Source organism: Paraburkholderia elongata, from assembly GCF_013177735.1.
Classification (GTDB): Bacteria; Pseudomonadota; Gammaproteobacteria; order Burkholderiales; family Burkholderiaceae; genus Paraburkholderia; species Paraburkholderia elongata.
Window position 1 is genome coordinate 21,705 of sequence record NZ_WOEZ01000222.1, and the last position, 15,239, is coordinate 36,943.

At 62.2% G+C, this 15,239-nt stretch carries 14 protein-coding genes and 1 pseudogene; 7 read left to right on the top strand and 8 right to left on the bottom strand.

Going from position 1 to position 15,239, the window contains the following annotated elements; all coding sequences use genetic code 11:
• Positions 1–173 precede the first annotated feature (173 nt).
• Positions 174–1,244 (top strand): ferrochelatase, encoded by a 1,071-nt coding sequence (gene hemH, locus GNZ13_RS39370; RefSeq protein WP_172175339.1) that lies wholly within the window; start codon positions 174–176, stop codon positions 1,242–1,244.
• Positions 1,245–1,252: 8 nt separating this feature from the next.
• On the top strand, positions 1,253–1,660 hold the full coding sequence (locus GNZ13_RS39375; protein WP_172175342.1) for an RNA-binding S4 domain-containing protein: 408 nt from the start codon (positions 1,253–1,255) through the stop codon (positions 1,658–1,660).
• On the opposite strand, the gene GNZ13_RS39380 is transcribed toward GNZ13_RS39375, so the two are convergent.
• Positions 1,632–1,793, bottom strand: a complete 162-nt coding sequence (locus tag GNZ13_RS39380; RefSeq protein WP_012431795.1) for a hypothetical protein — start codon at positions 1,791–1,793, stop codon at positions 1,632–1,634. The genes GNZ13_RS39375 and GNZ13_RS39380 overlap by 29 nt on opposite strands.
• A 388-nt stretch (positions 1,794–2,181) precedes the next feature.
• Between GNZ13_RS39380 and grpE the strand changes: the two genes are divergently transcribed.
• The 5 genes and pseudogenes from grpE (at position 2,182) to pabB (ending at position 8,471) form a co-directional block, all read left to right on the top strand.
• Entirely contained in the window at positions 2,182–2,766 is a 585-nt protein-coding gene (gene grpE, locus GNZ13_RS39385) for a nucleotide exchange factor GrpE (RefSeq protein WP_172175345.1), read from the top strand.
• 87 nt (positions 2,767–2,853) lie between these two features.
• Positions 2,854–3,042: pseudogene (locus GNZ13_RS39390) on the top strand (thioredoxin family protein); the annotation flags it as partial.
• A gap of 153 nt (positions 3,043–3,195) precedes the next feature.
• Positions 3,196–5,148 (top strand): molecular chaperone DnaK, encoded by a 1,953-nt coding sequence (gene dnaK / locus GNZ13_RS39395; protein WP_172175348.1) that lies wholly within the window; start codon positions 3,196–3,198, stop codon positions 5,146–5,148.
• A 266-nt stretch (positions 5,149–5,414) separates the two neighbouring features.
• Positions 5,415–6,557 (top strand): molecular chaperone DnaJ, encoded by a 1,143-nt coding sequence (dnaJ, locus tag GNZ13_RS39400; RefSeq protein ID WP_172175351.1) that lies wholly within the window; start codon positions 5,415–5,417, stop codon positions 6,555–6,557.
• 24 nt (positions 6,558–6,581) lie between these two features.
• Entirely contained in the window at positions 6,582–8,471 is a 1,890-nt protein-coding gene (pabB, locus tag GNZ13_RS39405) for an aminodeoxychorismate synthase component I (RefSeq protein WP_172175398.1), read from the top strand.
• A gap of 369 nt (positions 8,472–8,840) precedes the next feature.
• Here pabB and panB read toward each other — a convergent pair whose 3' ends face one another.
• The 7 genes from panB to GNZ13_RS39440 form a co-directional block, all read right to left on the bottom strand.
• Complete coding sequence (panB, locus tag GNZ13_RS39410) at positions 8,841–9,656, bottom strand: 3-methyl-2-oxobutanoate hydroxymethyltransferase (protein ID WP_172175400.1); 816 nt, start codon at positions 9,654–9,656, stop codon at positions 8,841–8,843.
• A 36-nt stretch (positions 9,657–9,692) separates the two neighbouring features.
• On the bottom strand, positions 9,693–10,373 hold the full coding sequence (locus GNZ13_RS39415) for a deoxynucleoside kinase (protein WP_172175402.1): 681 nt from the start codon (positions 10,371–10,373) through the stop codon (positions 9,693–9,695).
• A complete protein-coding gene (folK, locus tag GNZ13_RS39420) occupies positions 10,370–10,918 on the bottom strand; it encodes a 2-amino-4-hydroxy-6-hydroxymethyldihydropteridine diphosphokinase (RefSeq protein ID WP_172175404.1) in 549 nt (182 codons plus the stop codon). Before folK ends, GNZ13_RS39415 begins: the two co-directional genes overlap by 4 nt.
• Positions 10,919–10,966: 48 nt before the next feature.
• Positions 10,967–12,550: a polynucleotide adenylyltransferase PcnB gene (pcnB, locus tag GNZ13_RS39425; RefSeq protein ID WP_172175406.1), complete on the bottom strand. Its 1,584-nt coding sequence runs from the start codon at positions 12,548–12,550 to the stop codon at positions 10,967–10,969.
• Positions 12,547–13,233 (bottom strand): histidinol-phosphatase, encoded by a 687-nt coding sequence (locus tag GNZ13_RS39430; protein ID WP_172175408.1) that lies wholly within the window; start codon positions 13,231–13,233, stop codon positions 12,547–12,549. Before GNZ13_RS39430 ends, pcnB begins: the two co-directional genes overlap by 4 nt.
• The gene (gene hda / locus GNZ13_RS39435; protein ID WP_172175410.1) at positions 13,226–14,032 is read right to left on the bottom strand and encodes a DnaA regulatory inactivator Hda; all 807 of its coding nucleotides are present in this window, start codon (positions 14,030–14,032) and stop codon (positions 13,226–13,228) included. Before hda ends, GNZ13_RS39430 begins: the two co-directional genes overlap by 8 nt.
• A gap of 93 nt (positions 14,033–14,125) precedes the next feature.
• Positions 14,126–15,202 carry an AI-2E family transporter gene (locus GNZ13_RS39440; RefSeq protein ID WP_172175412.1) on the bottom strand — a complete coding sequence of 359 codons (1,077 nt, stop codon included), beginning with the start codon at positions 15,200–15,202 and terminating at the stop codon, positions 14,126–14,128.
• Positions 15,203–15,239: the final 37 nt, after the last annotated feature.

The following is a 15,239-nucleotide window of genomic DNA, read 5'->3' on the forward strand; positions in this document are numbered from 1 at the left end:
ACCGACCACTGCTGGCTGGCGGCACGTCATGCTGCAAATGATGCGCGACGGCGCGCGGCTTGCCAATTGGCCGAATGGCCAGGGGTCCCTGGCGGACTTCGCAATGAACCGCGCCGCTATAATGAATTCCACCTGAACCGACTCTCCGCCCCAAGCGGTTATCTCTGTTGCCTATGCGCTTCGACCTCGAGCGGCCGTCACAGAACGCCTCTTCACACCGTGTCGCCGTGCTGCTGATCAATCTCGGCACGCCCGACGCGCCGACGCCGCGTGCGGTCCGTCGCTATCTTGCGGAGTTCCTGTCCGATCCTCGCGTGGTCGAAATTCCGGCGCTGCTCTGGCAGGTGATCTTGCGGTTGTTGATTTTGCCGTTCCGCAGCCGTGCGTCAGCGAAGAAGTACGCGGCCGTGTGGATGCCGGAAGGCTCGCCGCTGCGTGTCTTCACGGAGAAGCAGGTCGAGGGTTTGCGCCATCTGCTGCAATTGAACGACTACACGGTGCTGGTCGACTACGCCATGCGCTACGGCACGCCCGGCATTCCGGCCATGCTGAACCAGCTCAAGCTGGCGGGCGCCGAGCGCGTGCTGCTGATGCCCATGTATCCGCAATACTCGTCGTCGACCACGGCCACGGCTTTCGACGACGCTTTTTCGGCCCTCAAGCGCATGCGCAATCAGCCGGAAATCCGCACGGTGCGGCAGTACGCCGATCATCCGGCGTATATCGCCGCGCTTGCTGCTCAGGTGCATCACTACTGGCATCAGCACGGCCGGCCGGATTTCGCTGCAGGCGACAAGCTGGTGCTGAGTTTTCACGGCGTGCCCAAGCGCACGATGGATCTCGGTGACCCGTACCACGAGCAATGCCAGCAGACCGGCGCATTGTTGACGCAGGCGTTGGGGTTGACGCAGGTGGAATGCCGCATCACGTTTCAGTCACGGTTCGGCAAGGCCGAATGGCTGCAGCCGTACACGGCGCCCACGCTGAAGGAACTGGGCTCGGCGGGCGTGCGGCGAGCCGATGTGTTCTGTCCGGGCTTTACCGCCGATTGCCTTGAAACGATTGAAGAAATTGGCATGGAAGTGCGCGACGAGTTCCTGCGGGCAGGTGGCAAGGATTTTCATCGGATTCCCTGCGTGAACGCCTCGCAGCCGTGGATCGCCGCGCTAGGCGAAATCATCGCGCAGAATCTGCAGGGCTGGCCCGTACAAGCGGCGCCGGTGCTGCACACGAGCGGGGCGTAAGCAGGCTCATGAACTACAGGATTTCAACTGAACCGGGCGCGAAGCTGCGCATCGACAAATGGCTTTGGGCGGCGCGCTTCTTCAAGACCCGCTCGTTCGCGGCGGATGCCGTCGACAAAGGGCATGTGCGAATTGGCGGCGCCAGCGTCAAGCCGGCCAAAGATGTGCGCGTCGGCGACCTGGTCGAGATCGAGATCGAGCGGATTGTGTGGCAGGTGGAAGTGCTGGGCGTGTGTGACGTGCGCGGCCCGGCCAGCGTCGCGCAGACGCTTTATACCGAAACGGAAGAGAGCAGGGCGAAGCGGCAGGTCGAGCAGGAGCGGCGCAAGACGTACCGCGAACCGGCCGCCGCTTTACACGGCAGGCCGACCAAGCGCGACCGGCGCACTATCGACAAACTTTCAGGTGGGGATTGAACAACTGTTCCATCGTCGCGTGCACACCGCCGTACTCGGTGGTGTGATCGTTGACGGCCCCGGACATGCAGATGGTCGTGGTGCCCGCGATCAGTACCAATGCGACCACCGATATTGCAAAGGTCAGTTTCACGGCACTCCCCTTGGGAAGATTCAGGATGGAAACGGGCAAATCAGGTGGAATTTAAAATGTCGGTAAGGCTTGCGTTAGATTAGGGTTAACGTGTCTTTTCCGACGCTTTATTGGAGGATAGGCCACTTGTCGGGCGCACTCAATCTCAATCTGATTGCGCCGCAAAAATGGTTGTAACCGGGCATTTCTTCCACCCGTCCTCGGTGCGAAAAGTTCCGGGAGAGGTGCTTGAAATGGGTCTTTCCGGCCCCATCTGCCGTTTCGATACGCGTTAATGCACCAAGTTGTGCACCAAGTTGTCTGTCGCAATTTTGCAACGCACAAATTGCGCTGGCTTTGACGCGTTGCCGCCACCGTTAGCTTTAACTTTTTAACGACTTTCAGCGACATGGAAAACACGCAAGAGAACCCGACGAGCCAGACTCCCACGCCCGCCGACGAAACCGCGCGCCAGGCCGCCGAGGCCGCAGCACCCCAGCAGGACGCGGCTGCAAACGCGGCTCCTGAAGCGCCGGTAACCGGTGCGGAAGCTGCATTGGCCGAAGCAGAAGCGAAGCTCGCCGAGCTGCAGGAAAGCTTCCTGCGGGCGAAGGCTGAGACTGAGAACGTGCGCCGCCGCGCCCAGGAAGATGTCGCCAAGGCCCATAAGTTCGCGATCGAAAGCTTTGCTGAGCATTTGCTGCCGGTGGTCGACAGCCTCGAAGCAGCGGTTGCCCACTCGTCCGACGACCTGCAAAAGGTCCGCGAAGGCGTTGAACTCACGCTGCGCCAGCTCACCGGCGCGCTGGAGAAGGGCCGCGTCGTCGCCCTGAACCCGGTCGGCGAGAAGTTCGACCCGCACCGTCACCAGGCTATTTCGATGGTGCCGGCCGATCAGGAACCGAACACCGTCGTTGCCGTACTGCAAAAAGGCTTCGTGATTGCCGACCGCGTGCTGCGTCCGGCCCTGGTGACCGTCTCGGCACCGAAGTAAGCATCACAAGCCGCGTCAAAAGCCGACTATCAGACGTTCCGCCTCACAGGCACCTTCATGGCAAACATTCCCGTCGACGCCACCGCGTTCATGCTTCACGGCGTGCCCACCTGGTTCTTCCTTTACCGAGGCAAGCGGCCCGGCCGGGCAACCGGCTGGCACGGCCTTGGGCAGTTCGAGGCGGCGGTCGCGGCCGCGCGGGAAAAGATCCGGGCGGCCAAGGCGGTTGGCAGCGCGACAAATGGTGAAAAAAGCGGCAAAAGTTCGGCCGATTGAAAAAAATTAAAGACCGCATCGCAAAAGAGGTCTTGAAAACGATGCGGACGCACTTATGTTGAGTGCAGGTAGGAATTGAGAGCGGATCGCCGTACCGCCAGATGGACAAAAACGGCGATTCCCGCAGCGATCAAAGTTAGGAGATTAGTAAAAATGGGCAAAATCATCGGCATCGACCTCGGCACGACCAATTCGTGCGTGGCGATCATGGAAGGCAATTCGGTCAAAGTGATCGAGAACTCGGAAGGTGCGCGCACCACGCCGTCGATCATCGCTTACATGGAAGACGGCGAAATTCTTGTCGGCGCACCGGCTAAGCGTCAGTCGGTCACGAACCCGAAGAACACGCTGTACGCCGTCAAGCGCCTGATCGGCCGCCGCTTCGAAGAAAAAGAAGTGCAGAAAGACATTAGTCTGATGCCGTACAAGATCATGAAGGCCGACAACGGCGACGCATGGGTCCAGGTGCGCGACGACAAGCTGGCTCCGCCGCAAATTTCGGCTGAAGTGCTGCGCAAGATGAAGAAGACCGCTGAAGACTACCTCGGCGAGCCGGTCACCGAAGCTGTGATTACGGTTCCCGCGTACTTCAACGACAGCCAGCGTCAGGCCACCAAAGACGCAGGCCGCATCGCCGGTCTGGAAGTGAAGCGGATCATCAACGAGCCGACCGCAGCCGCTTTGGCATTCGGTCTGGACAAGGCGGAAAAGGGCGACCGCAAGATCGCGGTGTATGACCTGGGCGGCGGTACGTTCGACGTGTCGATCATCGAAATCGCTGATGTCGACGGTGAAATGCAGTTCGAAGTGCTGTCCACGAACGGCGACACGTTCCTCGGCGGTGAAGACTTCGACCAGCGCATCATCGATTACATCATCGGCGAGTTCAAGAAGGAACAAGGTGTCGACCTGTCGAAAGACGTGCTCGCGCTGCAGCGCCTGAAGGAATCGGCTGAAAAGGCGAAGATCGAACTGTCGTCGAGCCAGCAAACCGAAATCAACCTGCCGTACATCACGGCCGACGCGTCGGGTCCGAAGCACTTGAACCTGAAAATCACGCGTGCGAAGCTGGAAGCGCTGGTTGAAGAGCTGATCGAACGCACGATCGAACCGTGCCGCACGGCGATCAAGGACGCAGGCGTGAAGGTCGGCGAGATCGACGACGTGATTCTGGTCGGCGGTATGACGCGTATGCCGAAGGTGCAGGACAAGGTCAAGGAGTTCTTTGGCAAGGAACCGCGCCGTGACGTGAACCCGGACGAAGCCGTGGCCGTTGGCGCCGCGATTCAAGGCCAGGTTCTGTCGGGCGACCGCACTGATGTTCTGCTGCTCGACGTGACCCCGTTGTCGCTCGGCATCGAAACGCTCGGCGGCGTGATGACGAAGATGATCAACAAGAACACCACGATCCCGACCAAGCACGCACAGGTCTACTCGACGGCTGACGACAACCAGGGCGCCGTGACGATCAAGGTGTTCCAGGGCGAACGCGAAATGGCAGCGGGCAACAAGCTGCTGGGCGAGTTCAACCTCGAAGGCATTCCGCCGGCGCCGCGTGGCACGCCGCAGATCGAAGTGAGCTTCGACATCGACGCGAACGGCATTCTGCACGTCGGCGCGAAAGACAAGGCGACCGGCAAGGAAAACCGCATCACGATCAAGGCGAACTCGGGTCTGTCCGAAGCTGAAATCGAAAAAATGGTGAAGGACGCCGAAGCGAACGCGGAAGAAGATCACAAGCTGCGTGAGCTGGCCGATGCCCGCAACCAGGGCGACGCGCTGGTCCACAGCACGAAGAAGGCGCTCACCGAATACGGCGACAAGCTGGAAGCCGCTGAGAAGGGAGCGATCGAAACCGCGCTGAAGGACCTCGAAGAAACGCTGAAGAGCAGCTCGAGCGACAAGGCCGCGATCGAAGCCAAGATCGAAGTGGTGGCCACCGCCTCGCAGAAGATGGGCGAGAAGATGTACGCCGACATGCAGGCTGCACAAGGTGCCGAAGCTGCGGCAGCGGGCGCGGCAGGTGCGGGTGCATCGGCGGGTGGTGCGAGCCAGCAGCAGGACGACGTGGTCGACGCCGAGTTCAAGGAAGTCAAGAAAGACTAAAGCCGGGTCGCAATTTGACCGTAAAGCCGCACACAGCAATGTGTGCGGCCCGGCTGCAAAACGGTTTGCTCCCGTCCGGGTGCATGAACCTGCAAAGCGGTTATCGCGCCTGGTGAGCCTTTTGGGGCTCTCCGGGCACATTTGTTTTATGGAGGGCGTTGTTTGAACCGCCTGAAAGCGGTGTGAACAACGGCCGGACGAGTCGCAAGACTCCAGCATTCAAGAGGAGTCACCGCGCCCCATTGCGCGAGTGGCGTTGAACCGATATGGCGAAACGGGATTACTACGAGGTTCTGGGCGTCGCAAAGAACGCGAGCGACGACGAAATCAAGAAGGCGTATCGCAAGCTTGCGATGAAGCACCACCCCGACCGCAATCCGGGCAACAAGGATGCGGAAGGGCATTTCAAAGAGGTGAAGGAAGCCTATGAAATGCTGTCGGACTCGCAAAAGCGTGCTGCGTACGATCAGTACGGCCACGCGGGCGTCGATCCGAACATGGGCGGAGCCGGTGCGCAAGGCTTCGGCGGTTTTGCCGATGCGTTCGGCGATATTTTCGGCGACATCTTCGGCCAGGCGGCCGGCGGTGCCGCACGCGGCGGTGGCGGCCGTGCCGGCCCGCAGGTGTATCGCGGCGCCGATCTGCGCTACAGCATGGAAATCACGCTGGAACAGGCCGCACACGGCTACGACACGCAAATTCGCGTGCCGAGCTGGGTGTCGTGCGAAATCTGTCACGGTTCGGGCGCGAAGCCCGGCACCAAGCCGGAAACCTGCCCGACCTGTAGCGGCTCGGGTTCGGTGCGGATGTCGCAGGGCTTCTTCAGCATTCAGCAGACCTGCCCGAAGTGCCACGGCACCGGCACCTATATCCCTGAGCCTTGCGGCCACTGCCATGGCGCGGGCAAAGTGAAGGAAACCAAGACGCTGGAAGTGAAGATCCCGGCAGGTATCGACGACGGCATGCGCATCCGCTCGGCCGGCAACGGTGAGCCGGGTATCAACGGCGGTCCGTCGGGCGATCTGTACGTCGAGATTCACATCAAGCAACACTCGGTGTTCGAACGCGACGGCGACGACCTGCATTGCCAGATGCCGATTCCGTTCACCACGGCGGCACTCGGAGGCGAAATCGAAGTGCCGACCCTCGCGGGCCGCGCGAGTTTCACGGTGCCGGATGGCACGCAATCGGGCAAGACGTTCCGTCTGCGTGGCAAGGGTATCAAGGGGCTGCGTTCGAGCATTGCCGGCGATCTGTACGTGCATGTGCAAGTCGAAACGCCGGTCAAGCTCACCGAGTCGCAGCGCGACCTGCTTCAGCAGTTCGAGAAGGCGCTGGTGGAAGGCGGTGCGCGGCACAGCCCGCAAAGCAAGAGCTGGTTCGACCGGGTGAAGAGCTTCTTCGATTAATAGCGGTTTGATTTGGCGGTAAGCATGACGGCAGATGAGCGCGACGCAGTTTTCGCGTTGCTCGACGATTGCGACGCGACGGCGGCGCGCCGTTCGAGTCGTCTGTACACGGGTTTTGTGCATGAACGGGTTTGCGCGGACGCCGCGCAGCTTGAAGTCGTGTGCGAGACTGCGGCCGCGGATACACGGCGCGGTTTGCATGCCGTCGTGCTCGCCGACTACGAGTTTGGCCGGTGCCTTCTCGGCGGCGGCCAAACTCACCCGGCATTGAAAGAAACGCAGCGTGGCGATGCCACGCTGCGTTTTTTATTATTTGAACGTTGCGAGAAACTGTCGCGCGACGACGTAGATGCGTGGCTCGTGGAACGCGACGGCGGCGCGGCCGAGGCGTCTGTGGCGGGCACGGCGAACGTGCGCGCGAGCGTCGATCCAAAGCAGTTCAACGAAGCGATCGACGCGATCCATGCCGCTCTGCGCGCGGGCGATTCATATCAGGTTAACTACACGTATCGGCTTGCTTTCGATGTATTCGGCTCGCCGACCGCGCTTTATCGGCGCCTGCGGGCCCGTCAGCCGGTGCCGTACGGTGCGCTGATCGCGTTGCCGGGCGACGAGTGGGTCTTGTCGTGCTCGCCGGAGTTGTTCATCGAGAAGGAAGGCGCCATGTTGCGCGCCCGGCCGATGAAAGGCACGGCGCCGCGATCAGCCGACCCCGTGGCCGATCGTCATGCCGCCGAGTTCCTTGCAAACGACCCGAAGAATCGCGCCGAGAACGTGATGATCGTCGATCTGTTGCGCAACGATTTGTCGCGCGTGGCGCAGACGGGCTCGGTCAATGTGCGGGCGCTGTTTTCGGTCGAACCGTATGCGTCGGTCTGGCAGATGACGTCGACAGTGCATTCGACGTTGCGCGCCGGCACGTCTTTCGCCCAGATCATGCGCGCACTGTTTCCATGCGGCTCGATCACCGGTGCGCCGAAGCATCGCACGATGCAATTGATCGACGAGCTCGAAAGCACGCCGCGTGGTCTTTACACAGGCGCGATCGGCTGGCTCGATGCGCCCTCAACCACCGCAAGCAACACCGCCTGCGGCGACTTCTGCCTGTCCGTCGCGATCCGCACGTTGACCTTAAGCCCGACTGCACAGCCGGGTGAGCTGCACGGCAAGATGGGCGTAGGCGCGGGCATCGTGCTCGACAGTGTCGCCGCCGACGAATATGCGGAGTGCCAATTGAAGGCCAGCTTTCTGACCGGCGCAGAGCCGGGTTTCGATCTCTTCGAAACGATGTACGCGACGCGGGAAGAGGGCGTGCGCCATCTGTCGCGCCATCTCGCACGGCTCTCGGCGAGCGCCGCGACGCTGGGTTTCAAACTCGACGATGAAAACGAAATTCGCGCGCAAATCGCAGAGAAATGTGCGGCGTTGCCAGCGCAAACCCCGCACCGTATGCGCCTCGCGCTGAGCAAAAATGGCACGGCACAAATAACCGCGGCATTGCTGACGCCGCTGGCCGATTCCACCGTCGGCGTGCTGCTTGGGCCGGACCACGCGTTCCCCGCGATGCTCGCCAATGATCCGTTGCTGCGGCACAAAACCACGCGCCGCGCCGAATATGATCGCGGCTGGCGCGAAGCGGAAGCGAAGGGTGCTTTCGACACGCTGTTCTTTAACGAGCGCGGCGAGTTGACCGAAGGTGGTCGGTCGAACGTGTTTGTGAAGCTGACGGGACGGTGGTGGACGCCGCCGCTAACGTCGGGCGTACTGCCCGGGATCATGCGGGCCGTGCTGCTAGAGGATTCAGACCTTCACGCGGCTGAACGCGTGTTGACTCGGGCCGATGTGCAAAATGCCGAAGCGCTTCTCGTGTGCAACGCACTGCGAGGCGCGGTACAGGCGCACGTGCTGGGCTAAGGTAGGGCTAAGGCTAAGGCCAGTCGCAATGCCGGCTTTGGGCGTTGCGTGCCGCCGCGGCGGCTCAACTGTGGCGAACGTGCAGCAAGCGGGCCATCCATCCGGACAGGCGTGCGCGCCAAGTGGATTCCCGCACGTCATGCGGTGCGGTAGCGTGGTTGCGGATTCCCGCTACGTCGATCAGGCAAAAGGGGCTCATGGTCATCTCTCTTCGGCAAGCGGCAAGGCCGCGTTAACAAGGTAGACGAAGATAGACGACCAGGTTTTCAGACGATATAAGACGGGTCCCAAAACAGGACAAAACAAGACAAACACGCCAAACGGGTGCAATCACGCCCGATCGACGTAATCCGCTATCAGACCGCGTAGTTAGAACGTGTGCTCCGGCCCCGGGAACGCGCCGTCCTTCACGGCACGCACATACGCTTCCACGGCAGCCTGGATGTTCGGCTGCCCCTGCATGAAATCCTTCACAAAGCGCGGCCGCTTGCCGGGGAAAATCCCCAGCATGTCGTGCAGCACCAGCACCTGACCCGAGCAGTCGAGGCCCGCACCGATACCGATTGTCGGAATCCGCAATTGCTTCGTGACTTCGCTCGCGAGCAGCGTTGGGATCGCTTCCATGACGATCAGTTGGGCACCCGCATCCTGCACGGCGAGCGAGTCGCGCAACAACTGGCTCGCGCCTGCCTCGGTCTTGCCCTGCACCTTGAAGCCGCCAAACGCATGCACCGATTGCGGTGTGAGGCCGACGTGCGCGCACACCGGAATCGACCGTTCGACCAGAAAGCGCACCGTGTCCGCGAGCCACTCACCGCCCTCGAGCTTCACCATCTGCGCGCCGGCGCGCATGAGTTCCACCGAGCTCCTGAAGGCGTCCTCCCGCGTGCCATACGTGCCGAACGGCAGGTCGGCTACCACCAGCGCCGAGGGCCGCGCCCGCGCCACGCTCGCCGTGTGATACGCGATGTCGGCGAGCGACACCGGCAGCGTGGTCGTCTGGCCTTGCAGCACGTTGCCGAGCGAGTCGCCGATCAACAGCACGTCGACGCCCGCGCGATCCAGCAGCGCGGCGAAGCTCGCGTCGTAACAGGTCAGCATGGCGATCTTTTCGCCGGCGTCGCGCATCGCCTGCAGTTTCGGCACGGTGATGGCGTTCCGGCTCGTTTCCTGCAAATAGGTCATGGGGAAATCCGTTGGAAAGAAGAGGGCGCGCGCCGCTTAAAGCGACGTGCCTTTGACAAAGAATTCCTTGCGGCCACGCATGGTTTCGATGCGTTCGGCGAGCAGTGCAAGGTCCGCGTCCGAGTCGAGCGGATTCAGATGTTCAGCGTTGACCGTCAGCACCGGCGCGCCGTCATAGTGATAGAAAAACTCGTTGTAGGCGTCGCACAGCGCGTGCAGATACGCATCGGAAATCTGCAGTTCCATTGGCACGGCGCGCTTCTGGATGCGCGCGAACAGCACTTCAGGGCTGGCTTGCAGGTAGACCACGAAATCCGGCGCCGGCGCGCTCACGTCGATTCGAGCGGCGAGGGCGCGATAAAGCTGCCACTCGTCTTCCTGCAGTGTCAGACGCGCGAAGATGTCGTTCTTCTGCGTCATGAAATCGGCGATCAGCGGTGTGCCTGCCACATGCGCGGCCACCACGTTCTGGGCTTGCTGCGCGCGTTGCAATGCGAAGTGCAATTGCGTCGGCAGCGCATAACGCGCGCTGTCGCGATAAAAGCGCTCGAGAAAGGGATTGTCCTGCGGCCGCTCGAACAGTTCGTGCATCGACCAGCGCTGTGCGAGCCGCCGTGCGAGTGAGGTCTTGCCGACGCCGATCGGCCCTTCGATCGCGAGATAGCCGAACGGCGGCCGTAGATGCGGCGCGGTGACGGTGAGCGGCGGCGAATTCATTCGCAACGGCCCTTGTCCGCAGCAGGGGCGCCAGCAGTCATTGCATTGAGCATTGGACAGTGGCAGGGGCTCTTCACCTTTTCTATGCGTTGATCGCTCACGCCGTCAAGCAGCGCCTCGGCACGGCCGTGTTGCGGGATGATCAGCGCTGCGTCGATCTCGACGAGCGGCACGAGTGCAAAGGCGCGTTCGATCAAACGCGGATGCGGCACGATCAGATCGGCTTCGTCGATCGATTGATCGCCGAAGAGCAGGATGTCCAGATCGAGCGTGCGCGGGGCGTTGCGAAACGGCCGTTCACGGCCGAATTGATGCTCGATCTTGTGGCACAGCGCAAGCAGATGCCGCACGGGGAGCGTCGTATCAACCTTCACGACGCAGTTGAAATAATCATCGCCGCCCGCGTCGATCGGGGCGGTGCGATACAGGCTCGACTTGGCGAGCACGGTGATGGTGTGCTGTTGGGCCAGGCACACCACCGCGTCTTTCAGGGTCTGGCGCGCGTCCCCGAGATTCGCGCCGAGGCCGAGATAAGCAACCGTCATGGCATAACTTCCTGCGACTATCGTTCGACGGCAACAGCGAACGCTGTGTCAGTCTTCGTGCGAGCCGTCATGGCCCGCGTCGTTGGCTGTGCGTTCGGCTGGCGTACCGCCCTCCATTCCCTCGCCCGGTTTGCGGGTTCTGGCGCCACTGCTGCGCCGCCGTCGTTTTCTGGGGCTCCGGTCCTTCCCGCCTTGCGTGAGCAGAGTCTCACGCGCAGCGACGTCTCCTTCGATGAACTCCGTCCACCACGCACCGACCGACTCATCGAGTTCGCCCGATTCGCAGCGCAACAGGAGGAAATCATACCCCGCTCTAAATCTTTGGTGTTCCAGCAGCTTCAGCGCGCTTCTTCCCGAGCGTTTTTCGAGGCGCAGCTGCAGGCCCCAGATCTCGCGCATATCCGACGAAAAGCGCTTGTGGATCGCGAGCTTCTCGGTTTGCATGTCGAGGACCTCGTCCATCGCGCGATGCAGGGCCGGCACCGGATATTCGCCGTTCGCTTCAAATTGTTGCCAGCGCGTCTGTACGTCGTGCCACAGCAGCGTGGCGAACAGGAAACCCGGCGAAACCGGCTTGCCGGCTCGCACCCGGGCGTCCGTGTTGGTCAGCGCGAGCGTGATGAATTTCTCGCCGATCGGCTGCTCCAGCACCACGTCGAGCAGCGGCAGCAGACCGTGATGCAGGCCTTCCTGGCGCAGACGTTTCAAACAGGCGAGCGCGTGGCCCGACAGCATCAGCTTGAGCATCTCGTCGAACAGACGAGCGGCCGGCACGTTGTTGATCAGATCGGCCATTTTGGCGATCGGTGCACGGGTCTGGTCTTCGATCTCGAAGTCGAGCTTGGCGGCAAAACGCACCACGCGCAGCATGCGCACCGGATCCTCGCGATAACGCGTGGCCGGGTCGCCGATCATGCGCAACAGGCGAGTGCGCATGTCGGCCATGCCGTTGTGATAGTCCAGCACGGTTTGCGAGGCCGGATCGTAGTACATCGCGTTGATCGTGAAGTCGCGGCGCGTGGCGTCTTCGTGCTGTTCGCCCCAGACGTTGTCGCGCAGCACGCGGCCGCTGGCGTCCACCGCATGCGTGCGGCGGTCGAGCTCGTCGCGCTTCAGGCGGCGCGGCGGCGCTGCGTCGGCTGCGGGCGGATCGACCAGCGCGCGGAACGTCGAGGTTTCGATGATTTCCTGACCGAACTGCACATGCACGATCTGAAACCGGCGGCCGATGATGCGGGCGCGGCGGAACAGCTTCTGCACCTGTTCGGGCGTGGCGTCGGTCGCGACGTCGAAGTCTTTCGGCTTGATGCCGAGCAGGAGATCGCGCACCGCACCGCCGACGATAAACGCGCGATGCCCCGCTTCCTGCAGGCCCTCGGTGACGCGAATCGCGTTCCTCGAGATCAGCGACTGATCGATGCCATGCACGTCGTGCGGAATGATGACCGGCACGTCGGGGTCCTGCACGGTTTTGGCGGCCGGGCGTGCCGCTTTGCGGCGTGCTTTGCTGGCGCTGGACGCGTTGCGTGCCGGTGCCTCGCCGGCTTCGTCTGCTTCGGCTTCGGCTGGTGTGGTGTCGTCAGCGGGTGCCGAGTCCTGGCCGAATAGCTTGCGGATAAGTTTTTTGATCACGAGGGTTGAAAGAGTTCGAGGGTGCGCCAGCCTTTGGCCTGCGCATGGGCGCGCAATGTGTCGTCGGGATTGGTCGCGATCGGATCGGTGACCTTTTCGAGCAGCGGGATGTCGTTGTGCGAGTCGCTATAGAAATAGCTGTGCTCGAAGTCGCTCCAGGTTTTGCCGAGGGATGCGAGCCACGCCTCGGTACGGACGATCTTGCCTTCCTTATAGCTCGGCGTGCCGGTGGGGCGGCCGGTGTAAGGCGAATGCGGCTGGCCGTCGACGGTTTCCGCTTCGCAGGCGATCAGCGCATCGACGCCGAACGCCTGCGCGATCGGGCGGGTGATGAATTCGTTGGTCGCGGTGACCACGCAGCAGAGATCGCCGGCTTCACGGTGTTCCCTGACCAGCTCCAGCGCGACCGGGAAGATCGCCGGCTTGATCACTTCATGCATGTACCGCGCGTGAAGGTCGGCAAGCTGGGCGCGCGTGTACTTTGCGAGCGGCGTGAGCATGGCGATCAGATAAGCGTGAATGTCGAGCTTGCCAGCTTTGTAGTCAGCGAAAAAGCGGTCGTTTTCACGAGCGAAATTTTCCGCATCGACCATGCCTTGTTGCACCATGAAGCGGCCCCATTCGTGGTCGCTGTCAGTGGGAATGAGCGTGTGATCGAGGTCGAAGAGTGCGAGGTTAGCCATGGGGGCCTATTTTACTTGAAGCGGCGGCGGGGGACGCGGATGAGGCGGCGGCTGACGCGGCGGGTGACGCAGATGACACAGATGAAGCGGGCGCCGTTCGCCGATCGTCCGCGTCGGGCGAGGCCAGCATCGTGCGTAGAAGCGGCAGCGTGACCGCGCGTTTCTGTTCGAGCGAGAAGCGGTCGAGCGCGTCGAGCAACGCCATCAGGCTCGGCATGTCGCGGCGAAAATGCGTAAGCAGATAGGCGGGGACGTCGTCGGCGAGCATGATGCCGCGCTCGCGCGCCGCGTGTTTCAGCACCGCGGCCTTACCTTCGTCCGGCAGTGGCGCGAGGTGAAACACGAGGCCCCAGCCGAGGCGCGTGCGCAGATCTTCGCGCACCGTCATGCCGATCGGCGGCGCATTGCCCGCCGCGACGAGCGCGCTGGTGGGGTGCGCGCGCACTTCGTTGAACAGGTTGAACACGGCAATCTGCTGCGCCGCGGACAGGCCATCGCAATCGTCGATCGCATACAGCGCGACGCGCGGGTCGAACGTGAAGGCGGCGAGGCTGCTCTGCGGACCGGCAAAGCGCGCATGGCCTGGCGGCGCTTCGTGGACCAGCGCCTGCAGCAGATGCGTGCGGCCGCTGCCGGCTTCGCCCCAGATGTAGAAGGTGCGATCGGCCACTGGCCCGGCCGCGAGCGCATTGTCGAGCTCGCGCAGCCGCGTGACCAGCTCGGCGTTGGCGCCGGCGAAGAAATTGTCGAATGTCGATGGCGGCGGGGTGCCGAGATCGAGCGTCAGTTGACGAAGCACAGTAGGTTAATGCCGAAAATGAGGCTTAGGCCGCAAATGACCCGAATCTCGGGCCCTGAAACGTCAATAAATAGTCAATGAGCAGTCAGTGACTCAGTTGTTGTAAAGCGTGCTCGCCAGATAGCTTTGACGCAACTCGCGCATCGCTACGGACAGAATGGCGCTGACCGGCAGCGCCAGCAACACGCCGAAAAAGCCGAATAACTGACCGAACGCGAGCAACGCGAAGATTACCGCGAGCGGGTGCAGGCCGATCCGTTCGCCGACCAGGCGCGGCGTGAGATAAAAGCTCTCCACGATCTGGCCGACACCGTAAATCAGCGCGACCGCGCCGAAGCCGTACCAGTCGCCGAACTGTAACAGTGCTGCAAGCAACGCCAGCGCGAGCCCGGTTGCAAAACCGATGTATGGGATGAACACAGCGAGGCCCGTGAAAATACCCACCGGCAGCGCGATCTCGAAGCGAGCGACGGTCAGCGCAATCGCATAATAGACCGCGAGTACCGCCATCACGAGCAACTGGCCGCGCAGGTATTGCGACAGCATCTGGTCCATGTCGTGCGCGAGTTGCAGCGTCTTGTCGAGCCAGCGGCGCGGCACCACGATCTGCATGCGCGCGAGCATGCGATTCCAGTCGTACAACAGATAAAACAGCACGAGTGGCACCATAACGAGGTTGCCGACCACCGTTATCATCACGTTGCCGCTGGTGCGGATCGAGGTCCATGCATACTGCGCGACCTGTTGTGCGCTGCCTTCGAGCTGCCCCATCACGAGATCGCGGATACTGGCGAAATCGAGCGAGTCGGCGAGGCCCAGCAGCGCAAGCTTGGGTTGCAGCCAGGCGCTCACGTGCGCGAACAGCACGGGCACCTGCTGCTTCAACTGCGGAACTTCTTTCTGGATGACGGCCAGCACGAGCAGCACGAGCAGCGTCATCAGCAACGAAAACAGCAGCATCATCAGCAAGGCGGCGAGTCCGCGCGGCACACGCCGGCGCACCATCCACGCGACGCCCGGTTGCAGAATGTACGCGAGAATGGCGCCGAGCAGGAACGGCGTGAGGACCGGGCTCAGTAGCCAGAGCAGAATGCCGACAACCAATGCGATCGCCAGCCAGATGAAGGCGCGGCGCTGTACGGGCGTCAGGATCGAGGAGTTCTGTTGCAAAGTTGTTTCCCTGGTGTCGTCGCGACCGCAAGATTCA